The 21732-nt window shown below is 66.5% G+C and carries 19 protein-coding genes; 11 read left to right on the forward strand and 8 right to left on the reverse strand.

All coding sequences use genetic code 11. The features are described from left to right. Window positions 1-432 precede the first annotated feature (432 nt). From AC1C2M_RS09360 to AC1C2M_RS09370, 3 genes are all read left to right on the forward strand, one after another. Window positions 433-1419 carry a Gfo/Idh/MocA family protein gene (locus tag AC1C2M_RS09360; RefSeq protein WP_495436085.1) on the forward strand — a complete coding sequence of 329 codons (987 nt, stop codon included), beginning with the start codon at window positions 433-435 and terminating at the stop codon, window positions 1417-1419. 65 nt (window positions 1420-1484) lie between these two features. Continuing rightward, window positions 1485-3338 (forward strand): D-alanyl-D-alanine carboxypeptidase/D-alanyl-D-alanine-endopeptidase, encoded by a 1854-nt coding sequence (locus tag AC1C2M_RS09365; protein ID WP_495436086.1) that lies wholly within the window; start codon window positions 1485-1487, stop codon window positions 3336-3338. Window positions 3339-3702: 364 nt separating this feature from the next. Further along, window positions 3703-4305, forward strand: a complete 603-nt coding sequence (locus AC1C2M_RS09370; RefSeq protein WP_495436087.1) for an isochorismatase family protein — start codon at window positions 3703-3705, stop codon at window positions 4303-4305. Here the strand turns inward: AC1C2M_RS09370 and AC1C2M_RS09375 are convergent. From AC1C2M_RS09375 to AC1C2M_RS09385, 3 genes are read right to left on the reverse strand one after another with little or no spacing between them, the layout of a single operon-like run. Continuing rightward, window positions 4302-5621 (reverse strand): class I SAM-dependent methyltransferase, encoded by a 1320-nt coding sequence (locus AC1C2M_RS09375; protein ID WP_495436088.1) that lies wholly within the window; start codon window positions 5619-5621, stop codon window positions 4302-4304. The two genes, AC1C2M_RS09370 and AC1C2M_RS09375, sit on opposite strands and share 4 nt — an antisense overlap. After that, window positions 5618-6997, reverse strand: coding sequence for an FAD-binding oxidoreductase (locus tag AC1C2M_RS09380; RefSeq protein WP_495436090.1), 1380 nt, complete (start codon window positions 6995-6997; stop codon window positions 5618-5620). The genes AC1C2M_RS09375 and AC1C2M_RS09380 overlap by 4 nt, the downstream gene beginning before the upstream one ends. Before the next feature lie 37 nt (window positions 6998-7034). Next, window positions 7035-8690 (reverse strand): thiamine pyrophosphate-binding protein, encoded by a 1656-nt coding sequence (locus AC1C2M_RS09385; protein WP_495436092.1) that lies wholly within the window; start codon window positions 8688-8690, stop codon window positions 7035-7037. A 155-nt stretch (window positions 8691-8845) separates the two neighbouring features. Here AC1C2M_RS09385 and AC1C2M_RS09390 point away from each other — a divergent pair, with 155 nt between their 5' ends. Both AC1C2M_RS09390 and AC1C2M_RS09395 read left to right on the forward strand, forming a co-directional pair. Then, entirely contained in the window at window positions 8846-9649 is an 804-nt protein-coding gene (locus tag AC1C2M_RS09390; protein WP_495436094.1) for a TrmH family RNA methyltransferase, read from the forward strand. Between the two features lie 331 nt (window positions 9650-9980). Next, window positions 9981-10313: a DUF7882 family protein gene (locus tag AC1C2M_RS09395; protein WP_495436095.1), complete on the forward strand. Its 333-nt coding sequence runs from the start codon at window positions 9981-9983 to the stop codon at window positions 10311-10313. An 88-nt stretch (window positions 10314-10401) separates the two neighbouring features. On the opposite strand, the gene AC1C2M_RS09400 is transcribed toward AC1C2M_RS09395, so the two are convergent. Beyond that, window positions 10402-11844, reverse strand: coding sequence for a helix-turn-helix domain-containing protein (locus tag AC1C2M_RS09400; RefSeq protein WP_495436097.1), 1443 nt, complete (start codon window positions 11842-11844; stop codon window positions 10402-10404). A 123-nt stretch (window positions 11845-11967) separates the two neighbouring features. Here AC1C2M_RS09400 and AC1C2M_RS09405 point away from each other — a divergent pair, with 123 nt between their 5' ends. From AC1C2M_RS09405 to AC1C2M_RS09425, 5 genes are all read left to right on the forward strand, one after another. Further along, window positions 11968-13845 carry a phosphoenolpyruvate carboxykinase (GTP) gene (locus tag AC1C2M_RS09405; RefSeq protein ID WP_495436099.1) on the forward strand — a complete coding sequence of 626 codons (1878 nt, stop codon included), beginning with the start codon at window positions 11968-11970 and terminating at the stop codon, window positions 13843-13845. Between the two features lie 227 nt (window positions 13846-14072). Then, window positions 14073-14405 carry a hypothetical protein gene (locus AC1C2M_RS09410; protein ID WP_495436100.1) on the forward strand — a complete coding sequence of 111 codons (333 nt, stop codon included), beginning with the start codon at window positions 14073-14075 and terminating at the stop codon, window positions 14403-14405. Window positions 14406-14459: 54 nt separating this feature from the next. Beyond that, entirely contained in the window at window positions 14460-14999 is a 540-nt protein-coding gene (locus AC1C2M_RS09415) for an ArsR/SmtB family transcription factor (protein ID WP_495436102.1), read from the forward strand. Beyond that, window positions 14999-15865 carry a M23 family metallopeptidase gene (locus tag AC1C2M_RS09420; protein WP_495436104.1) on the forward strand — a complete coding sequence of 289 codons (867 nt, stop codon included), beginning with the start codon at window positions 14999-15001 and terminating at the stop codon, window positions 15863-15865. Before AC1C2M_RS09415 ends, AC1C2M_RS09420 begins: the two co-directional genes overlap by 1 nt. Before the next feature lie 84 nt (window positions 15866-15949). After that, the gene (locus tag AC1C2M_RS09425; RefSeq protein ID WP_495436106.1) at window positions 15950-16207 is read left to right on the forward strand and encodes a zinc-ribbon domain-containing protein; all 258 of its coding nucleotides are present in this window, start codon (window positions 15950-15952) and stop codon (window positions 16205-16207) included. 10 nt (window positions 16208-16217) lie between these two features. Here AC1C2M_RS09425 and AC1C2M_RS09430 read toward each other — a convergent pair whose 3' ends face one another. Both AC1C2M_RS09430 and AC1C2M_RS09435 read right to left on the reverse strand, forming a co-directional pair. Beyond that, a complete protein-coding gene (locus tag AC1C2M_RS09430; protein ID WP_495436107.1) occupies window positions 16218-18158 on the reverse strand; it encodes an ABC transporter ATP-binding protein in 1941 nt (646 codons plus the stop codon). Between the two features lie 36 nt (window positions 18159-18194). Next, entirely contained in the window at window positions 18195-18410 is a 216-nt protein-coding gene (locus AC1C2M_RS09435; RefSeq protein ID WP_495436109.1) for a hypothetical protein, read from the reverse strand. 141 nt (window positions 18411-18551) lie between these two features. On the opposite strand from AC1C2M_RS09435, the gene AC1C2M_RS09440 reads away from it, so the two are divergent. Next, window positions 18552-19223, forward strand: coding sequence for a GAP family protein (locus AC1C2M_RS09440; RefSeq protein ID WP_495436111.1), 672 nt, complete (start codon window positions 18552-18554; stop codon window positions 19221-19223). A gap of 152 nt (window positions 19224-19375) precedes the next feature. Here the strand turns inward: AC1C2M_RS09440 and AC1C2M_RS09445 are convergent, their stop codons facing one another. Further along, window positions 19376-20203, reverse strand: coding sequence for a class I SAM-dependent methyltransferase (locus AC1C2M_RS09445; RefSeq protein ID WP_495436113.1), 828 nt, complete (start codon window positions 20201-20203; stop codon window positions 19376-19378). A gap of 160 nt (window positions 20204-20363) precedes the next feature. Further along, entirely contained in the window at window positions 20364-21719 is a 1356-nt protein-coding gene (locus tag AC1C2M_RS09450; protein ID WP_483405498.1) for an MFS transporter, read from the reverse strand. Between the last annotated feature and the right edge of the window lie 13 nt (window positions 21720-21732).

A 21732-nucleotide genomic window follows, 5' to 3' on the forward strand; every position in this document is an offset into this window, starting at 1 on the left:
CCCGCGCAGACTGATCGCCGCGGGCTGGATCTCGTCGCGTGCCCCCCAAAGGGTGGTCTATCGACCCGGAGCATCCCCCTGCTACCGTCGAACCAAGCACGCAAAGCCTTCGGGTTGGCGTGCTCCCGACTGTGCCCCCAATCGGGAGCCCCTCCAGTCGCCATCCGGCGGTGGGAGGGGCCTTTTTCGTGACCGATCGGGCAAATCTCCCTTGCCCGGAGTCAGCCTAGAACAGCCCTACCGGTAAACCCAGTCCCCTATGCGGGGGACCGGCCGCGACGCAGTCTGCGCGTGAGCGCCGCCTCGAAACCGGAGCGCCAGCATCCGATCGCCGTGCTGCTACCGGAGCGCGAGCATCCGCCCGCCGTGGCAGAGCGCTCGGGGAGCCCGAATTATCTCCCCGGGTCGGATTGCCGCCAGTAGGGTAGAGCCGTGACTACAACTGGGCTCCGCTGGGGCATTCTCGGACCGGGCGGCATCGCCAAGGCATTCGCATCAGACCTCGCTCTCCACAACTTCACGCTCCGGGCCGTCGGTTCTCGACGTCTCGACACCGCGCGGGAGTTCGCCGAGCAGTTCGACATCCCGACTGTGCACGGAAGCTATGAGGACCTCGTCGCGGACCCCGAGGTCGACGTCATCTACATCGCCACTCCTCACCCGTTCCACGCGGAACAGGCCCTTCTTGCCCTCGACGCAGGCAAGCACGTGCTCGTCGAGAAGCCCTTCACGCTCAACAAGCCCGAAGCCGAAGCGGTCGCCGATCGTGCACGGGAGCGCGGTCTCGTCGTGCTCGAGGCCATGTGGACCCGATTCCTCCCGCACATGATTCGCATCCGCGAGGTCATCGAGTCCGGTGCCATCGGCGAGGTGCACTCGATCATCGCCGATCACACGCAGGACCTCCCCGACGACCCGGAGCACCGGATCAACGACCTGGCGCTCGGTGGCGGCGCCCTGCTCGACCTCGGAATCTACCCGATCTCATTCGCGAACGATCTGTTCGGAACGCCGGATACGGTGCAGGCATCCGCAACGTTCAAAGCCACGGGCGCCGATGCCAGCGTCGCAACGCTGTTCGGCTACGGCGACAAGCGCATCGCGACGACGCTGTCGGCGAGCGATACCAAGGGCCCGAACGTGGCGAGCATCATCGGTACCGAAGGGCGCATTGACATTGACGCGGTCTGGTACACCCCCACGTCCTTCACCGTCTATGACGCCGCCAGCACCGTGACCGAGACCTATGAGTCGACGGTGACCGGTCGCGGCATGCAGTTCCAGGCCGCAGAGCTCGAGCGCGTCGTCGCCGCGGGGGAGTTGGAGAGTCCTCTCATTCCGCTCGACGAGACAGTGGCGATCATGGGAACCCTCGACGAGATTCGCCGCCAAATCGGCCTGGCCTACCCCGGCGAATAACCCGCTGCAAAAACCAAACGGATGCCGTCCTGCGCGCAAACGTCGGAGGCAGCTAAAATGCCCGGGTGCGTGAAAAACCACCGAGCGACAACCCGGGCTCAGGCGACGACGACGGCCAGGCCGCGCCAGCCGCGCCCGGGATGCCTTCGGTGGGCGGGGACGACGTGAACCCGGGCGACGTGGACCCGGACGACACTGACCCCGGCGATCAGGACTGGACGCTCAGCGGGGACGACGAGGCCGGCTGGTTGCTCAGCGATTCCGAACCGGTCGATGGCGGACCGCTCGGCACCCGGTCAGGGGACGACGCGAAGCGCCCCGAAGACGCGCTGATGGACGAACCACCGCTGACGGCTGAAACGGCAACGGTCGTGGCGATCCCGCCGGTGGCCGCAGCCTCCTCCGTCGGGGCAGGCCTGATCACCGGACCCGACGACCAGACACCCGTGGCGACCGGCACGGCGGCAGCGGAGTCACCCCAGCCGCTCACCCACCGGGCAGGCGGGATCGGTGCCCTGTTCGCCCGGAAGCCGAGGGCGTGGATGATCGCCGCGTCGGTCGCTGCCTTTGCCGTTGTGGGCTCGGGCGCTGTCGCCCTCGGGGCCGCGGTCGCGACCCCCGGGACGTCGGCGCCGTTCGCTATCGTCGACGAATCGGCGAGTCCGAGCCCGACCGCAACCACCCCACCGCCGCGCCCGCTCCCCGCGACCGAGCTGCCGGCATCCGCTCTTCGCAGCTGTTCGGTAGCTGGCCTCCTCGGCGACACCCGTTTCGGCACGCTTCAGGCCCAGGTCCTCAACGCGGCGACCGGTGAACTCCTGTTCGAGCGCGACCCGTCCACGGCATCGCAGACCGCGAGTTCGATGAAGGTGCTCACGGCCGCGGCCGCTCTCAGCGTGCTGGGCCCGGACTTCCGCGCGTCAACGCGGGTGGTCTCCGGAACGGAGCCCGGCACGATCGTGCTTGTCGGCGGCGGTGACCTCACCCTGACCCGGCTGCCAACGGGCCAGGAGCCGGTCTACACCGGAGCCGCGCACCTCGACGAGCTCGCGTCGAAGGCCAAAGCAGCCTATGAGGCCGCGAACTCTGGCACCCCGGTCGAAAAGATCGTGCTCGACTCCGGCTACTTCACGGGGAAGACCTGGGGAGACACCTGGCCTGCCACCGAGCGCGGAGCCGGCTGGCTGTCACACATCACTGCACTCCAGGTCGACGCGGACAGGGCCGACCCGCAAGTCTTTCTCTCACCGCGCGGCGAGGACCCGATCGGCCGGGCCGGCAGCGCGTTCGCCTCGTATTTTGACAATGTGCCCACCGAACTGGGAACGGCGCCCTCCGGTGCCGTTGAACTGGCATCCGTCTCCTCCCAGCCGCTCTCCGTGCTGATCCCGCAGGCGCTGATCCCCTCGGACAACTCCCTCGCGGAGATGATCGGGAGGCACCTGGCGATCGCCCTGGGGCTTGGCAGCAGTATCGACGCGATGGCGGCGGCGATTCCGCAGGGCCTGGCGAAGTACGGCATCGATACCTCCGCACTTCGCACCGCTGACGCCTCGGGCATGAGCCGCAATAACGCAGTGCCGCCCGAGTACTTCACCAAACTGTTCCTGAAGATCCACGCGGGGGAGGGCAACCTGGGCATCATCCGTGACGGTCTCCCCGTTGCAGGGGAGTCAGGCACCCTCGACTACTCGAACCGGTTCTTCGGTGCCAACGCGGTGGCTCGCGGCCACGTCCGGGCGAAGTCCGGGTCGATCTCGAGCGCGTATACCCTGACGGGAATGATCGACGCCGCCGATGGCTCGACGCTCATCTTCGCCATTTACGCGACGGGCAAGGTCGGTGCCGGCGCCAGGACGGCGATCGACACCCTCACCACCGGTTTCTACAAGTGCGGCGCGAACCTCTCCAACACGTAGGGCGGATACCGTCACGTCGTTTCGGGAGGAAATTCCGGGGGTCGAGGTGCTGTGCGGTTGGCCCCCGCGATTCTCCGCCTGAGGTGGCGGCAGAGCCGTCCGGACGGGGTCGGTGGCGGCGGCGCGCGAGCCTGTCCAACATGTTGGACGGGCTGTTACGTCGTTTACGTGGGGCGGGTGCGGTCGCGTCGTTTCGGGAGGAAATTCCGGGGGTCGAGGCGCTGTGTGGGGTCGGCCCCACGATTCTCCGCCTGAAGTGGCGGCATAGGCGTCGTGGTGGGGTCAGCGGCCCCCGACCTGAGTACGCTGGCGTAGACCAGTCGAACACCGACGTAAACCAGTCGAACACCGAAGCGGAGGAGCGATGACCAAAGCACTGTTCATCATCGATGTGCAGAACGACTTCACCGAGGGCGGTGCGCTCGGGGTCGACGGGGGAGCGGCTGTCGCGGCCGACACCTCCCGCTACCTCGAGCGGGCGGCGGACGATTACGCGCTCGTCATCGCGAGTCGTGACTGGCACGACCCCGATTCTGACAACGGCGGACACTTCGCGGCCAGCGGCACCGACCCGGACTACGTGACCACGTGGCCGGCACACTGCGTCGCCGGTACAGCGGGTGCCGACTATCACCCGGCGCTTGACCTTTCCCACGTGACGATGCACGTGAAAAAAGGCCAGGGCGAACCGGCGTACTCGATCTATGACGGCGAGGTAGAGGGCGGCGCGTCCGACGGCGCGAGCATCTCAGCCGTGCTCGACGAGCACGGGGTCACCGAGGTCGATGTCGTGGGCATCGCCACGGACTACTGCGTGCGTGCGTCGGTACTCGACGCCATCGAGCACGGGCGGCATGTGCGGGTGTTCACCGACCTCATCGCCGGGGTCGGTCGCGAGTCGAGCGACGCGGCGCTCATCGAGATGGGCCACCTCGGAGCGGAACTCGCCTCGAGCGATGCCGGTTAGGGCGTCCACCACGGACGGAGGGGCAGGGCGTCCGACGACCAACGGTCGTTCGGCCTGACCGCGAGCACCTGATGCAACTGGATCCCGCCGCTTTCGAAGGCGAGACGGGAACCGGCCATATACAGGCCCCACACCTTCGCCGTTGGAAGCCCCACCTCTGCGACCGCCGCGTCCCAGTTGTCGACCAGGTTCGCGCACCAGTCCCGCAGCGTCATCGCGTAGTGCGGGCGGAGGTTCTCCTCGTGCAGGACCTCCAGACCGGCATCCTGTGCCTCGACGATGATCCGACCTGAGCCGGTGAGCTCTCCGTCAGGAAACACGTACCGGTCGATAAAACCGTGTGCTGAGGCTTCCGATTTGTTGTCAGGCCTCGTGATGCAGTGGTTAAGCAACAGGCCGCCAGGACGCAGCCTCGACTGCAGGAAGCTGAAGTAGGCGGAGTAGTTGCGCACGCCGATATGTTCCAGCAGTCCGATCGACGACACCGCGTCGAAGCCCGTCTCTGTGACATCGCGGTAATCGCCGTAACGGACCTCAGCGAGGTCGCCAAGGCCTTCTTCTGCGATCGCCCGTTGGGCCCACGAGGTCTGCTCCGCAGACAGCGTCACCCCGGTTGCCCTGACACCGCGGCGGGCGGCATAACGGACCATTCCGCCCCACCCGCAGCCCACGTCGAGCAACCTGTCACCGGGCTTCAGACGCAGTTTTTCGAACACCAGCCGGTACTTGTTCTCCTGTGCCTCGTCGAGAGTCGCATCGGGACGCGGGTAGCACGCGCAGGTGTACGTCATGGAGGGCCCGAGCACCCACTCGTAGAAGGTGTTCGAGACGTCGTAGTGGTGGTGGATCGCCTCGGCGTCGCGGCCCTTGCTGTGCCGGATGCCCCCGGCGACGCGGCGCCACCTCGCCGGAATCTCCTCCGGCGGCGGAGCGACGGGCCGCAGGTGTTCGACGCCGATGGACCGCACCACCTGCGCCATCACCCGCGGCGCCGGCAGTTTGAAGACCAGCGCGTCGGCGAGGGCCTTGAGTAGTTCGTACGGATCCCCGGGATGGACCCCGTGAACATCGAGATCGCCGCCGATGTAGGCCCTGGCGAGGCCGAGGTCTCCTCGTCCCGTGGCCAGATAGGTGGTGCCGCGCGGCGTTTTCAATTCCAGCCCGAGCGCGGCATCCGGTGGCCCGGCCGAACTCCCGTCGTACGCGGTGAACCGAAGCGGAAGCCGTCCGCCCGCGAAAATCTCCAGAATTTCAGCGAGCGTCAGCCTGTCGTTCTTCTGGGCCGTTTCCGGCGTACCTTCGTGTACCGTCGTCATCGTCGTTGCACCGCCTTCTGATAGAGGTCGAGGAGTCGTGAGTCCGGGTCGTAGCGCCTTTTCGCCTCGCGATAGGTCTCGCCACCGTAGAGATCGTCGAACTCCTGCCGGGAGTAGTACGAGTCCGAGTACAGCGACTTGTGTCCGTCGAACTGGTCGACCGTCCGTTCGATGAGGCGGTTCGTTTCCCCCTCGCTCGAACCGACCGGGACCGCGGACCAGAAACCGACGTTGACGTACGACTCACCTGGCCTGATCGGATAGAGCGGCCAGCCCGTATCGTCGCGCAGGGTCAACGGGCACAGCCAGACCGGGGAGATGGGCACCGCCCTGAGGAACCACTCCAGGAAGTCAGCGGATCGGTCAATCGGTACTTCCACGTCCTGCACAACACGTTCGAGCGGTGGGCGCCCCTTGAGGCTTTCGAGGCGATTTCCGATGTCGAACCGTCGCTCGAGTTTCATCAGCGCGCCGTAGCTGCTGCTGCGGCGGTAGCGCCGAGGCCAGAGACGCCTGACCAACGGATGCTGGACGCCGAACGCGGCGGAGCACCAGAACCAGTCGGCATCCCACCGCCACAGGTAGTCGGAGGTGGTGAGCCGATCGTGGCTGACGCCGCTGGCGTGCTGGATCGAACGATAGTAGATGCGCTGCCCGGTGTAGTCGCTCACCGGGCCGGGGGCCGCGGTCTGTGCGCCCAGACACAGGTAGCTTTCGTTCGCGCTGAAGACGACGCCGTCAAGGTAGTCGACGGTGGCGCCGTCGAACTCGTGGGTTTCGGTGATTCGCCGCATCGTTGCCACCAGGTCAGCGATGGAGTTGAACCGCACATGCCGGAGCGCGACGAAGGGTTCCACGCTCTCGAGTTCGATGCGGAGGCGTACCGCATAGCCGAGGGTGCCGTACGAGTTCGGGAACGCGCGGTACAGATCCGCGTTCTCGGCCGGAGATGCGGTGAGCAGCTCGCCGGAACCGGTGAGGATGTCCAGCTCGAGCACGGACTCGTGCGGCAGGCCGTTTCGGAATGACGTCGACTCGATCCCGAGACCGGTGACGGCGCCACCGAGGGTGATGGTTTTGAGCTGTGGCACCACGAGGGGTGCGAGGCCGAAGGCCAGTGTCGCCTTGACGAGATCCTCATAGGTGCACATGCCGGCCACATCGGCGGTTCGCGCGAGGGGATCGACGGCGATGACGCCGGTCAGTCCCGACGTGTCGAGCCCAGTGCTGCCTGTCCTGTCGCGCGTCCGGAAGAGGTTGGACGTGGGTTTGGCGAGCCGTACGGTTGCCGTGGGCGGGAGCGCCCGATAGCTCTGCAGAAGCCGCTCGACGCCCATGGCGTGAGCGTCCCGTGCGTCGGTGGCGGTAACGGACACGTCCTCACGCTACTCCGCAGAGTGTCGCGAGGCGACCCTAGGTCAGAACCCCAGCTGACGCAGCCGTGTTCTCGACGATCTCGCGGTAGAACGGCGCAACGACCGCGGGGGAGACCCGGCAGTCCAGGAGATAAACGCCGTCGCTTGCCGACGCGACCCACGACTCGAAGTCCACCAGGTCGTCGAGCGAACGGATGACGTCACCCCTGCCGCCGAGGGACCGCGCGATGCCGGCGAAGTCGACCTCGTCGATGAGCATCGGTGCTGTGCCGAGGCCCTGCCTCCCGTACGAGTGAATCTCGGCACCGTACGCCGCGTCGTTCCAGACAACGATGATCCCCCGCCTGGCCGTGCGGATGACCGAATCGAGGTCGGCGAGAGCCATCAGTCCACCGCCGTCGCCGGTGGAGACCACGAGGGTCGCATCCGGGAGGGCAGCTGCCGCGCCGACGGCACTGCCGAACCCAAGGCCGATCGTCTGGAACGCGGTTCCCACCATGAGCGATCGGTTCGGCGACGCGACACTCCAGTAGGTGTTGGACCAGCCGAGGAAGTGTCCGCCGTCGGTCACCGTCACCCGGTCCTCGGGCAGAGTGCCGGCCAGTCGGATCGCGACGCTGCGGGGGTCGAGCCTGCCGTCCTCGAGCGTGCCGACGCCCGGTTCGCGAACGCGGAACCTCGAGGCATCCGCTGCCAACCGGTTACGCCAGCCCACTGAGTGTCGCGGCGCGGGCGGGACGGCGGCCAGGAGGGCGTTCGCGGTGAGGGCGACGTCGCCGGGAACCGCCAGTGTGACAGCGGGGTGTGCGGCCGGTTCGCGATCATCGATCCGGACCACAGCGGTGGCCGGGCCGAACAGTGTCTCGAACTTCGTGGTGAAGTGGTTGAGACCCGCGCCAGCAACGAGGACGACGTCGGCCTCACCGATCAGTCGCATTGCCTCGTCCTGCCCGAACCCGCCGACGGTGCCGAGATCGAACTCGGGGCGGGAGAACAGTGAGCGCCCGAGCGCCGTGGTCGCGGTGAGGGCACCGAGCGCGTCCGCGAGCCGGCTGAGCGGTTCGCCGGCTCCGGCCAGCCAGGCGCCGCGGCCGGCAAGGATGACGGGGCGTCTGGCGCCGGACAGCACACGCGCGGCAGCGGCGATGTCCGCCTCCTTCGGTTCCACAGGCGCGGAGTGCGCCACGCGGGGCAGCGCTCCCTCTTCGGCGGTGTCGGCTGTCGCGAGGTCGGAGGGGATCGCCAGCACGACCGCCGTGCGGTGGGTGAGCGCGTGACCGATGGCGGCGACCGTGACGGAACCGGCATCCGCTGCGCTCACTGTGAATGTGCGAGCACCGACGGATGCCGCGAGCGCACGCTGGTCGATATCCCACGGCCGTGGCCCGGTGGTAGGTGAATCACCGACGAGCAGCAGCAGCGGAGTGCCGGCCTGCACAGCCTCGGCGAGGGCCGTGACCGTGTTGGTGAAGCCGGCGCCGTAGGTTGTGGTCGCGACGGCGAGCCTGCCGCTTGCCCGGTAGAACGCGTCTGCGGCCGCCACCGCTGCGGCCTCGTGCCGCACGGCGGTATAGACGACGGGGGTGCGGCCGAGAGCGTCGATGACGTGGGCGTTGCCGTTGCCCATCACCCCGAAGGCGTGGGAGACGGACGGCGCGAGGGCCTCGGCGATGCGGGTGGCGACGGTGGTCATGGCTGTCCTCGAAGTCATATAGCGGCGGGTGAGTTCCGTATATGTCTTGCGGGGCCTGTGCCGACCTCGTTCAACGCCCCTTTTCCGAGCGCACGGCGCGATGCCGTTGACACCGGGCAGTCTAGTCCTGGGCCTATGGTCGGTAAACTCGCGCAGTGCCCGTTATCGAGATTTCCGACCTCAGCGACCCGCGCCTCACCGATTATGCGCACCTGACCGACGTCGCGCTGAAGAAGGCCAGGGGGACAGAGCACGGCCTCTACCTCGCCGAATCGCTGCTCGTGTTCCAGCGCGCACTGCGTGCCGGTCACCGACCCCGTTCCGTCCTCGCGCTCGGGACGAGCGCTGATGCGGCCATCGAGGCACTCGGCGAGGACGCTGCCGACGTCCCCGTGTTTGTCGGGCCGGGGGAGCTTCTCGCCGGTCTGACCGGCTATGTGCTGCACCGCGGACTCATCGCGTCGATGCACCGACCGGCGTTGCCCGAGCCGGCAGAACTGCTCGCCGGCGCTCGCCGCATCGTGATCCTCGAGAATGTGGCAGACCCCACCAACGTCGGCGCGATCTTCCGTTCAGCGGGCGCCATCGGGGCGGATGCCATCCTCGTGACGCCGCGCTGTTCCGACCCGTTCTATCGACGCGCCATTCGGGTGTCGATGGGCACCGTGCTCCAGGTGCCGTGGACCAGGGTCGGAGACTGGTCATCGACCCGCGCCCTGCTGACAGAGCAGGGTTTCCACGTTGCCGCCCTCGCGCTGAACGATGATGCCGTGAGCCTGCGGGACTTCGACGGGGCATCGCACGAGCGACTGGCCCTCGTACTCGGCGCTGAAGGTGACGGGCTGACCAGAGACGCGATAGCGGCATCCGATACCGTCGTCCAGATCCCGATGAAGCACGGCATCGATTCGCTCAACGTTGCTGCAGCCAGTGCTGTCGCGATGTGGGCTCTCGGCTGAGTCGTCCCAGGCGGGTCATAAATCAAGGCACCCAAAGTCAAGTCCCAGCGGCATTTTATTTACCCGTTTACATTGGGAAGTGCTCAGTTCGGGCATGAGAAAAGCGGCGCGATTCTTACCAGCGCCAGCGCTGGCCCGGTCGGGAGCCGCGCGGAAACCTCAATGGCAGCTCGGCGGGTGGGACGACCGCGTCCGGTGCTTCCGACTGACGGTCGTCCGCGCCAGCCCGTGTGAGTCTCACATCAATAATCCAGATTTCCCGTGCCATCCGGGCGTGTGTCAACACAGGTGGTAACCGATGCGCCGATGGGCGTCAACAAGCTAAGGAGAAATGAAGAGATTGGGAAGTTTGGTCTACGGCTTCGGCGAGACTTATGAGTTCGAGGACCGACTCCTCGCGCACCTGAAGGTGGTTATCGGGTCGAAGCTTCGTCGCCGGGAAGGCTTCTACCTCAGTTGGCCACTCGGCCCCGACCAGGAACTCGGGCGTACCTCGCTGTGGCTGTCGCCGGCCATACCGCTGCAGTTCCATTTCAGCGCCGACGCGTCGCCCACGTTGAACAAACAGTGGCTCGAGTCGATGATGAGTTCGTCGTACGGTCCCCTGGGCCTGACGATTACCGAGGAACCGGAGGACGCGTCCCGCGCTGGTCGACCCGCCTGACCCGAACCGCGGTGCCCTGCCGAGCAGGGGTCCCGCGGGGCGCTGTCGGCGTGCTGCCGGAGGCGCCTACTCGGTGCGTACTGGGTGCTTACTCCGTGGAGTGCCTTTCCAGGAAGGTGTACACCTCGGAGTCGTCGACACCGGGAAAAGTCCCGCTCGGCAGCGGAGCGAGCACGTGCGCGTGCAACCTCGCACTCGGCCAGGCGTTGTCGCGCCAGCGCTCGGCGAGCGTGGACGGCGGACGGCGGCAGCACGACGGGTCGGGGCAGGTCGACGTCGCGCGCGCCGTCGTCTCCCGCCCGCGGAACCATTTCGCCTGGTTGAACGGCACCCCGACCGAGATCGAGAATTCGCCAGCGCTGGTCGTGCCCGTCTGTGTTGCGCACCAGAAGGTGCCGGCGGGAGTATCGGTGTACTGGTAGAGCTCCGTCGTGCGGTTGGTGCGTTCGAACGCACTTCGGGCGCTCCACTTGCGGCACACCAGCTGGCCCTCGATCGCGCCGGTGACGTCGACGGGAAGCGGAAGGTTGTCGTTCTCGTAGCCCTTCGCGAGGGAACCGTCCTCACCGACCCGCAGGAAGTGGAATGGCATGTCGAGGTGCCTCGTCGCGAGGTTTGTCAGCCGGAGCGCCGCGGCCTCATGGGTCACGCCGAACGCGTCACGGAAGTCCTCGACCGCCAGGTTCCGTTCGCGTTTCGCCTGGGTCAGGAAGTCGACGGCGGCTTTCTGCGGCATGAGACAACAGGCGGCAAAGTAGTTGATCTCGAGCCGTTGCTGCAGAAACGCGGCGTAGCTCGTCGGCCGGGTGTGCCCGAGCAGCCGGTGCGCCATCGCCTGGAGTGCCATCGACCGGAGGCCGTGACCCCCGGGAATGGAGGCTGGCGGCAGGTAGATCCGGCCGTTGGCGAGGTCGGTGACACTTCTCGCTGAGTGCGGCAGGTCATTGACGTAGATCAGGCTCAGGCCGAGTTGTTCGGCCATGATGCTCACCGTGCGGTGGGTGAGCGCTCCGCGCACGTGACCCGCCGCTGCGAGGCGGGCTTCAGCGAGCTCCTCGATCTCCGGCAGGTAGTTGTCGCGCTCGCGCATGTTTTCCCGCAGCTCGGTGTTCGCGCGACGGGCCTCCTCGGGCGTGGCGATCGCCTCCGTCGCCTTCCGCTGGAGTTCGCGGTGCAGGCCGACGAGTGCTGCGAGTGCGTCATCGCTCATGCCTTTCGTCGGTTTGACGGCGGGCAGGCCCAGCTCGGTGTACAGCGAACTCTGCTGGAAGCGTCGCAGTTCGATCTCGAGCGCCGCCCTCGGGTTCGGTGCCTCGTTCGACAGCAGATCGGTCAGCGCCACACCGAGGGCGGTTGCGATCGCCTGGAGCGTCGAGAGCTTGGGTTCGCGCTTGCCGTTCTCGATGAGGGAGAGCTGGCTTCCGGCGAGATCAACGCGCTCCCCGAGATCATCGAGTGTCAGGTTGTGCTCGGTTCGAAAGTGACGGATGCGATGCCCCAGCGTGGAGAGATCGGAGGTCGGTCGAGTCATGCCTTTACCGTAACCGAAAGAAGGGCGATTCTTAACGTCACTTTCTTGATTATCCGGGGGATTTCTTTGTGAGAGTGGATGCAGGTCAACTTTTACAGCACGCAACGCAGCAGAGGAGCTCCCATGTCGATCGCCGAAGTCGACCGTCTCACGGTCACCACTCCGACCCCCGGGCTCCTCGAGACGGAGTCCGCCCCGACCGCTGGCACCGAAGCATCCGCCCCCCTCGACAAACTTCGTGCCTGGGTCGACTCGATTGCCGCACTGGCGCAGCCCGACGAGGTCGTCTGGTGTGACGGGTCGGTCCGTGAGAGTGACAGGCTGACCAAGCAGATGGTCGCCGAGGGCAAGTTCATCAAGCTCAACCCTGAGTGGCGCCCCAACAGTTACCTCGCCAGGAGCGCGCCGAGCGATGTCGCCCGGGTCGAATCCCGCACTTTCATCTGCTCGGACAGGGAAGAGGACGCGGGGCCGACGAACAACTGGCAGGACCCCGAGTCGATGCGTGGTGAACTGGATGCTGTCTTTTCGGGAAGCATGCGCGGTCGCACGATGTACGTCGTTCCGTTCTCGATGGGCGCTGTCGGTGGCCCGCTCTCACAGCTCGGGGTTCAGATCACCGATTCCGTCTACGCCGTGCTCTCCATGGGCATCATGACCCGCGCGAGCGACACGGTTCTCGACCTCATCGCTGACGGTGTTCCCTGGGTGAAGACCGTGCACTCGGTCGGTGCGCCGCTCGGCCCAGACGATGAAGATGTGCCCTGGCCGTGCAGCGAAACCAAATACATCGTGCAGTTCCCCGAATCGCGAGAGGTGTGGTCGTACGGCTCCGGTTACGGCGGCAACGCCCTGCTGGCCAAGAAGTGCTTCGCGCTGCGCATCGCGAGCGTCATGGGGCGCGACGAGGGCTGGCTCGCCGAACACATGCTCCTCGTTCGCATCATCTCGCCCGAAGGCAAGAAGTACCACGTCGCTGCCGCGTTCCCGTCCGCCTGCGGCAAGACGAACCTCGCGATGCTGCGCCCCACGATCCCGGGCTGGCGCATCGAGACCCTCGGTGACGACATCGTCTGGCTCCGCCCCGGTGAGGACGGCAGGATGTGGGCCATCAACCCCGAAGCCGGATTCTTCGGCGTCGCCCCCGGCACCGGCCAGTCGACCAACGTCACCGCCGTTGAAACGCTCTGGGGCAACACGATCTTCACCAACGTTGCGCTGCGTGACGACGGGGACGTCTGGTGGGAGGGCCTGACCGATACGGCTCCCGATCACCTCATCGACTGGGAGGGCAACGACTGGACGCCCGACTCCGGGCGGCTGGCGGCTCACCCGAATTCCCGCTTCACCGTGGCAGCAGCCCAGTGCCCGTCGATCGCCGATGACTGGGAGGATGCCGTTCCTCTCGACGCCGTACTGTTCGGCGGGCGGCGCGCCACCAATGTCCCTCTTGTCGTCGAGGCCACCGACTGGACCCACGGCGTATTCATGGGCGCGACCATCTCAAGCGAGAAGACGGCGGCCGCCGAAGGAACCGTCGGTGAGCTGCGGCGCGATCCGTTCGCGATGCTCCCGTTCTGCGGGTACAACATGGCCGACTACTGGGCGCACTGGCTGGCGGTTGGTCAGAAGCTCCGCTTCGACCGGGCCCCGCGAATTTTCCAGGTCAACTGGTTCCGCAAGGGCGCCGACGGCGGTTTCCTCTGGCCGGGCTTCGGCGAGAACTCGCGGGTGCTCGAGTGGATCGTTCGCCGCATCGAGGGACAGGTGCCGGCGCAGGAGACGCCCGCGGGTCGCATCCCGGTGCTCGCAGACCTCAACCGGAACGGTATCGACGTCTCCGATGACGCTCTTGAGGCGCTGTTCGCCATCGATCCTGAGTCATGGCTGGTCGAGGCCGACCTGACCGAAGAGTTCTTCAACACCTTCGGCTCCAGGGTGCCACCGGCCCTCCGCGCCGAGCTCGCCTCGCTGCGTTACAGGCTGCACCAGAGCCGGTAGCCAGGCCATGCAGCCAGCCTGACAGGGATGCCGCGAGGTGCCCGGAAGTGTTCTGAGACACCTTGGCGGGACCGTCTCAGAGCACTTCCCGGTACCTCGCGGTCGCTGTGGTTGTGGTCCGATGTCGGCGACCGGTTCCGCGGCAGTCGCTGGCCTCCTCGCCGGTGGTGGTCCTAGGATGGCGCCGTGCTGTCGATGACTGCGAGGACGGGGCGAGCATGAGAAACGTGCCGGAAGAATCAGTCGAGATTCTCTACCGGATCGCGGCCGCGCTCGAAAAGGACGGCCCCATCGAAGTGGGGACCATGTTCCGGAGCCCCGGGCTCAGAGCGGGAGAGGCGATCGTGGCGTTCCTGGGATCGGAGAACCGCTTTCTTGTGAAGCTGCCGCGGGAACGCGCGGATGCCCTGGTTGACGCGGGTGATGCTGAACCGGTCACCATGGGAGCGCGCACCATGCGCGAGTGGATCGCGATCCCGCCAGCGGACGGAGTGCCGGAGACAGAGGCCAGGTGGAGTGCGTTCGCCCGCGAGGCGTTCGCCTACGTCCGAAGTCTCTGAGGCCCCTGCAGCGTGAGTTTTATTCGTTACTACGTTTTATCGTAGTATCGACCGGTGGATGATCAGAGTGAACTACAGACGCTGAGGGAACAGATACTCGCGCTTGCTTCGCGGGTGGCGACGCTTGAGAGCGGTGCGACGACCCACCCGCGGGTGGCTGAGCCTGGAGCCGAATCCGCTGGCGCATTCTGGGCGCTGTCAGGCCTGCGCTCGCGGTTAGCGGACCACGCATCGACGCGGGATGGCGCGGTGCTGCTTGTCGGCGCCGTGACGCTCCCGACCGGGGCGCCAGTTGAGTGGCAACAGGGCGCCGGCACCTCCGGGCTGTTCGAGGTGGAGTGGAGCGATCGGGCTGCGGCATTCGCGGCGCTCGGACACCCGGTGCGACTGGAGCTGCTGCGACACATTCTCTCGGGCACCCACGCGACCGCCGACCTCGCCGCGCTCCAGTCGCTCGGAACCACGGGCCAGCTCCACCACCACCTGCGGCAATTGGTCTCGACCGGATGGGTGACGCAGAGCGGGCGGGGCAGCTACGAGGTCCCCGCTCGTCGCGTTGTCCCCCTGCTCGCGTGTCTCGTGGCGGTGGAGTAATGCGGTCGCTTATGGGGCTCTACCGCGTCCGAAGCGTGATCCTCGTGGTCTCCGCCGCACTCATCGTCGTGGAGGGAGTCCTGGATGCTGTGATGGAGGACGGTCCGGTCAGCAGAGTGCTTGGTCTGCTCCCGTTGGTTGGCGCACTCGGACTTCTGGCGGTTCTCCTCAGTATCGCCCTGGCCGCCAAACGGCTTCCCGTGCGTCCTCCGGTCACCGTCACTTCGCCGGTCGGCGGGCGCTGGCTGGGAATCAACAGCCCAGAGACCAAGGTGCCAAGTCACGGCATCCGTGCGTATGGGCAGGCGTATGCCATCGACCTTGTCCATGAGCCTCTGGATCGGGAGCGACCCGCATTTGGTTCGGGATCGCCGATGCGGCCTCCGGCCGACTACCCGGCATTCGGGCAGCCGGTTCGGGCGATGATCGACGGCGTCGTTGTCAGCGCGTCGGGCAGCCACCGCGACCACCGCGCGCGCTCCACCTGGCTCGGGGTGATCTACATGATGGTCGAGGGAGCTCTCCGTGAGGTCGGCGGGCCGGGGTTCATCGTGGGAAACCACGTCACGATCCGGGGCGCCGATGGCGTGTACGCCCTGGTCGCACACCTGAAAAAGGACTCGTTGCTCGTGGCGGAGGGCGACAGGGTCGAGGCGGGCCAGCTCATCGCCGCGTGTGGAAACACGGGAAACACGAGTGAGCCGCACGTCCATGCCCAGCTCATGGACCGCCGTTCGCTGTGGACAGCGCAGGGCATCCCTTTCCGGTTCGCAGGCATCCGTGTCGATGACGACGGTGAGTCACGGGAGGCTCTTCCCGGCGACGGCCAGCACATGGACGCCGCCTGCGTGGTGGAATCGCGCTGACCGGGATGCGTTCTGCCCGGAAGTGGTAAGCGGCGGCGGCGCAACCCCTCCTCGTGGCCGCCGTGGATTACCTACACTCGACGGATGCTCCTCATTTTCGGAACAACGCTCCGCAACCGGGTACTCGTCGTTGTGAACTTCCTCTGCCAGTTCTGCGGAACACATGCCTCGCAGGACGTCATCGAGAGCGCAACGAAGGTCTCAGTGTTCTTCATCCCGCTGTTCACGCTGCGCAAGCAGTACTTCGTCACCTGCTCGAACTGCGGGGGAACCACCCCGCTCACCAGGGAGCAGGCCACCCACGGAATCGAGTGGGCGGCCCGTAACCGCCAGGTCAGCTGACCCGCCGCGCCTAGACCAGGAGCTGGTGCTTGGCGAGTTCCTTGTAGAGGGGGACGGATGCCACAAGCTCGGAGTGCGTACCCGAGCCGACCACGCGGCCCTGATCAAGCACCACGATCGTGTCGCTGTCGACGACCGTCGAGAGGCGGTGCGCGATCACGATGAGTGTGCGGTCCTCGGCCACTGCGTCGATCGCGAGCCGCATCTTCTGTTCGTTCACGCCGTCGAGCGACGACGTGGATTCGTCGAGCAGGAGGATCGGGGGAGCGGAGAGCAGCGCTCGCGCGATGGCGAGGCGCTGACGCTCTCCACCGGAGAGCATGATGCCCTCCTCGCCGACCGGTGCGTCGAGTCCGAGCGGGTTGCGGTCGAGCACGTCGGTGAGGTTGACCGCGTGCAGTACGCGGATGCAGTCCTCGTCGGTGGCGTCAGGGGTCGACAGCAGCAGGTTGTCGCGGATGGATCCGGCGAGCACTGGGGCGTCCTGTTCCACGTACCCGATCTGCGAGCGGAGTTCCGTGCGCGGCATCGTACGGATGTCGACGCCGCCGAAGCGGATCGCCCCGGCTTCAGGGTCGTAGAACCGCTCGATGAGACCGAGGATCGTTGACTTGCCTGCCCCGGACGGGCCGACAAGTGCGGTGCGCTGACCCCGAGCTGCCGTGAAACTGACCCCGCGCAGCACCGGGTCGCCCGGCCGGCGTTTGTCGGTGTTGGCAACCGGCGCGAGGTCGCTCGTCCGGTCGCTGGGTGTGAGGGTGTCGCGGTGCGGGTCGACGCCAGCGGCGGCATCCTTGTCCGTCCCGGTTCTGTCATCGACGGCCGCAGCCGGGTAGGAGAAGACCACCGAATCGAACTCGATCGCGGGCGCGCTGGCGGAGCGGATTCCGGGGGCGGCGACGGTCGCGGCGATGGCGGCATCCGCATCGTCTTCGCGTGGCAGGTTGATGATCTCCTGGATGCGGCCGAGGGCGCCGAGCGCCTGGTTGGTCGCGGAGATCGCACCGAATGCCTGGCCGAGCGGCATGATCATCATGAAGAGGAACAGGATGAAGGCGACGAGGCTCGCGATGGTGATCGCGCCGCTCGCCACCCGGAACCCGCCGACGCCGAGCACGACGAGGAACGACACCTGCATGGCGATGCCGGCGACGGGGACGACGAGGGCGGACACCTTCGCGACCTGGATGCCCATGCGCCATGCGCCCGTGGCGTCGTTGTCGACGGTGGCGATCTCGCGATCCGTTGCGTTCGATGCCCGCACGGTTCGAACCGAGCTGATGGCGCGCTCGACCGATGCGGCGAGGTCGCCGACCTTGGCCTGCGCGCGCTGGCTCGCGACCCGGATCTTTCCGGAGAGCGCGACGACGGTGACGATCGACACGGCGATGACGAGCGCGGTGAGGCCGAGCAGCACCGGGTCGATGATGAGCATGGCGATGAGGGCGCCGATAAATGTGATGATGCCACCGACGGCCTCGACGAGGCCCTGGGTCAGCACGGCGCGGAGGAGCGTGGTGTCGCTGCTCACCCGGGACACGAGGTCGCCCGTGCGGCGGGTGTCGAACTCGGAGATCGGCAGGTGCAGCATGCGTGCGACGAGTTTGCGGCGGCTGGAGAGGACGACGCCCTCACCGGTGCGCTGCAGGAGGTAGTGCTGGTAGCCGGAGATGACCCCGGAGACCACGACGAGCGCGATGAGTGCCCAGACCAGCCCGCCGAGCGCCTTGCCCTGCTCGACGATGCCGATGACCTGGCTGACGAGAAGCGGCTGGGCAAGCGATGCGGCCGAGCCGAGGATGCTCAGCGCGATGATGAACCAGAGGATCCGTTTGTGTTCGAAGAGGTAGGGGATCAGTTCACTGAACCGGGCGCGGGGGCCCTCATCGGTTTTCGGCGATCGTCCGGAGAGAGAGCGGCGGGCGGGCCGTGTACTGCTGGGGGCTGACATGCGGGTGTCCTTGGATCCTTGGGGAATGACGGGAGGTCAGCTTCGACCATACTTCTTGTGAACTGCTTGTTTGCTCACACCGAGTGCGAGCGCGATCAACTGCCAGGGTGCGTTGGCGTTTCGAGCCCGGCGGACGGCGATTGCTTCGACCTGGTCGAGTTCCTTGCGGAGTTTGGCGATGGCCCGGAGGGCCGCGATCGGGTCGTCTGAACCTGCTTCCCCGGCCAGTGTCGCGATGGTTCCTGTGCTCATGGCGTCCACGATAGTTGACGAGTTGCAGGCCGTCAACCTTTGTTGACGAACGCGGCCATGCACGGCTGCCGTGACGTTTGCAACCCGCCTCCCCGCGCCAACGACGCGGATAAGCTGGATACCCTTCCAGAAGGAGCACACATGGGTTCGGTAATCGGCGAGATCCTCACAGCCGCAGTCGGTATAGCGCTCAGCCCTATTCCGCTGGTGGCAGCGATTACGCTGATGCTCACGCCGAAATCTGTTCCGGCGGGCCTTGGTTTCCTCGGTGGATGGCTGCTCGGTGTGATCGTGCCGGTCGTCGCTATCACCGCGATCGCCAACGTCCTCCCGGAAGACGCGGGGGATGACTCGACGCCGATCGCGGGGATCGTGAGGCTTGTGCTCGGTGCGCTCCTCGTTTATCTCGCCGTCGGACAGTGGCGGCTTCGCCCGCTGCCCGGCCGCGCCGGCGTATTGCCGCGGTGGATGGCCGCTGCCGAGGAGATGACGGTTACGCAGGGGATCGCGCTCGGCTTCGGGCTGGGAGCGCTCGCGCCCAAGAACCTCGCGCTCGGGATCGCAGCAGGACTCACCATCGGCGGGGCCGAACTCAATCTCCGCGACACGATCGTCAGTGTGCTCATCTTCGTCGTTATTGCAATTTCGACCGTGCTGATCACCATCGTCGGGTACCAGATGGCCACAGATGCGTGGCAGAAGCCGCTCGCGGATCTGCGCACCTGGCTCGTCCGGAACGGCCCGACCGTGCTCGCGGTCGCGCTCCTTCTCCTCGGCGCCGAACTCATCGGGGATGGCATCAGCTCATTCTGAGCCGCCCCGCCGCGAGAACATCAGTTCCGGTCGAAAGCATCCGGCGGAACTGATGGGTTCGACCGGAAGTGATGCTCTCGACCTTTTGGTGCTTCGCAGACGCACAAAACGGATGCCGTCCCGCGCGACACGAGGGACGGCATCCGTTCGCTCTATGGGGCTCTCGTCGCGGTGACGAGCAGGTACTCCCACTCGAGCGTGCAGCCGCCGGCGTCGAACCGATTGACCAGGTCGACCAGATCGCGGTCGAGGGCCGCAATCCGGTCGGCGTCATCGCCGATGTTCTTGTACGTGACGATCGTCGGGCCATAGCGCGCTTTGAAGTAGTCGCGCAGTTCTTCGGCTGAGTTGAATCGCGTCACCTGCAGGATCTTGTGAGTCGAGGTGAACTCGGTCACCCGATCACCGATCAGCGACTTGACGTGCTCCTCCGAACCCCAGAGCGGCGGGGGAGAGGCGCCTGGTGGAGGCGGGGGAGCGTACGGCTTCATCGTCGCGAACATCTGCCCGATGAAGCCCTCGGGGGTCCAGTTGATGAGCCCGATTCTGCCGCCGGTCCGGCACACGCGGAGCAGCTCGCCGGCGCTGACCTCGTGCCGAGGGGCGAACATGATGCCCACCGTCGACATGACGGTGTCGAACGCGCCGTCGGCGAACGGCAAAGCCTCGGCATCGGCCTGCCGCCAGTCCAGCTGGACCCGAAGCTCTTCCGCCCGGCGTGACCCCGCCTCGAGGAGCTCAGGAGTGAGGTCGCTTGCGACGACATCGGCTCCCGCCTGCGCTGCGGGGATGGCGGCGTTGCCTGACCCGGCCGCGATGTCGAGCACGCGCTGGCCGGGCCCGATCCGGAGCGCTTCCACGATCGTTGCGCCGAGGTCCGAGATCAGGTCAGCGGCGAGTTCGGGGTAGTTCCCCAGAGCCCACATCGTGCGATGTTTGGCTTTCAATGCCTTGTCGGCATCGGTGGTGACGTCGGTCATTGTCTTCCTTTCGTTCGCGCGGGGCCGGTACCAGCTCCGCTGGTGTTGTGCCCTCAGTATGGGACCGGCGGCGGTGCGGCGAAACGGGGTCGTGAGCCTTAAACGACGGATGCCGCCCCCGCGTGAGGCGAGGGACGGCATCCGTTGTTGAGACGTGAACTTATCGGTCGATGTCGACGTCCTTGGTTTCCTTGCCGATGATGAGCGCCACCAGTGTGATGAGGCCCATGACGGCGAGGTAGACGCCGACGAGGACCGGGCTTCCGTCGGCTTCAGCCCACAGCCACACGGCGATGAACGGGGCGACAGCGGCGCCGAGGATCGACGACACGTTGTAGGAGATGCCGGATCCGGTGTAGCGCACGTTGGTCGGGAACAGCTCGGGCAGGAGTGCACCCATCGGACCGAAGGTCATGCCCATGAGGCTGAACCCGATGATGAGGAACGCCATCACGCCGACGAACCCGCCGCTGAGCAGCGGCACCCAGAGCAGTCCGAACACGATGATGCCCGACGTGACGATGATCAGTGTCTTGCGGCGGCCGAACTTGTCTGCCCACGGGCCTGACAGCAGCGTGAAGATACCGAAGAAGACCACGCCGGCGATGAGCATGAGCACAAACGTGTTGTAGCTGTAGCCGAGGCCTGGCTGCTGGCCCTCCGCCGGGTCGATCGGTGCGCGGCCGTAGCTCAGCGAGAACGTCGTCATCAGGTAGAACAGCACGTAGGTGGCGAGCATGAAGAAGGTGCCGAGGATGAGCTCGCGCCAGTTGGTCTTGAAGACCAGCTTGAGCGGCAGCTTGGAGACCTTGCCCGACTTCACGGTCTTGGTGAAGGCGTCACTCTCGACGAGCTTGAGTCGTACCCAGAGTCCGACGATGACCATGACCGCGGAGAACAGGAACGGGATGCGCCAGCCCCAGTCGAGGAACGCGTCAGACGGCCGCGACGGGTCTTCGGAGGGGAGGACGAAAGCGATGATCAGGAACAGGCCGTTCGCGATGATGAAGCCGATCGGGGCGCCAAGCTGCGGGAAGGTGCCGTACCAGGCGCGCTTGCCGACCGGTGCGTTCTCGGTAGCGACGAGAGCGGCACCGCTCCACTCGCCACCGAGCGCAAAGCCCTGGGCGAGCCGCAGCACGACGAGCAGCAGCGGGGCGAACCAGCCGATGACGAGGTACGTCGGGAGCAGACCGATGAGGAAGGTAGCGATACCCATCGTGAGGAGGGCAGCGACCAGCGTGGTTTTGCGCCCGACCCTGTCGCCGAGGTGCCCGAAGAAGACGGCTCCGAGCGGACGGGCGACCATGGCGGCACCGAAGATGGCGAACGACGACAGCAGGGCGGTCGTCTCGTTGCCGGCAGGGAAGAAGAGGTACGGGAAGACCAGGACGGCGGCCGTCGCGTAGACGTAGAAGTCGTAGAACTCGATGGTCGTCCCGATGAGGGACGCGAGGACGACCCGCGACTTCGGGTTGGCTGGAGCCTGTGAGGGGATGGTGGCTGAGGCTGACATGGTGCTCTCTCGT

Source organism: Mycetocola sp. Y444 (assembly GCF_059445295.1).

What these genes read in the sequence shown, in the direction of transcription:
- AC1C2M_RS09395 (WP_495436095.1), top strand. Translation starts at nt 9,981, where the DNA reads ATGAAGAGATTGGGAAGTTTGGTCTACGGCTTCGGCGAGACTTATGAG.
- AC1C2M_RS09370 (WP_495436087.1), top strand. Translation starts at nt 3,703, where the DNA reads ATGACCAAAGCACTGTTCATCATCGATGTGCAGAACGACTTCACCGAG.
- AC1C2M_RS09405 (WP_495436099.1), top strand. Translation starts at nt 11,968, where the DNA reads ATGTCGATCGCCGAAGTCGACCGTCTCACGGTCACCACTCCGACCCCC.
- AC1C2M_RS09385 (WP_495436092.1), bottom strand. Translation starts at nt 8,690, where the DNA reads ATGACCACCGTCGCCACCCGCATCGCCGAGGCCCTCGCGCCGTCCGTC.
- AC1C2M_RS09445 (WP_495436113.1), bottom strand. Translation starts at nt 20,203, where the DNA reads ATGACCGACGTCACCACCGATGCCGACAAGGCATTGAAAGCCAAACAT.
- AC1C2M_RS09440 (WP_495436111.1), top strand. Translation starts at nt 18,552, where the DNA reads ATGGGTTCGGTAATCGGCGAGATCCTCACAGCCGCAGTCGGTATAGCG.
- AC1C2M_RS09425 (WP_495436106.1), top strand. Translation starts at nt 15,950, where the DNA reads ATGCTCCTCATTTTCGGAACAACGCTCCGCAACCGGGTACTCGTCGTT.
- AC1C2M_RS09430 (WP_495436107.1), bottom strand. Translation starts at nt 18,158, where the DNA reads ATGTCAGCCCCCAGCAGTACACGGCCCGCCCGCCGCTCTCTCTCCGGA.
- AC1C2M_RS09435 (WP_495436109.1), bottom strand. Translation starts at nt 18,410, where the DNA reads ATGAGCACAGGAACCATCGCGACACTGGCCGGGGAAGCAGGTTCAGAC.
- AC1C2M_RS09450 (WP_483405498.1), bottom strand. Translation starts at nt 21,719, where the DNA reads ATGTCAGCCTCAGCCACCATCCCCTCACAGGCTCCAGCCAACCCGAAG.
- AC1C2M_RS09420 (WP_495436104.1), top strand. Translation starts at nt 14,999, where the DNA reads ATGCGGTCGCTTATGGGGCTCTACCGCGTCCGAAGCGTGATCCTCGTG.
- AC1C2M_RS09400 (WP_495436097.1), bottom strand. Translation starts at nt 11,844, where the DNA reads ATGACTCGACCGACCTCCGATCTCTCCACGCTGGGGCATCGCATCCGT.
- AC1C2M_RS09375 (WP_495436088.1), bottom strand. Translation starts at nt 5,621, where the DNA reads ATGACGACGGTACACGAAGGTACGCCGGAAACGGCCCAGAAGAACGAC.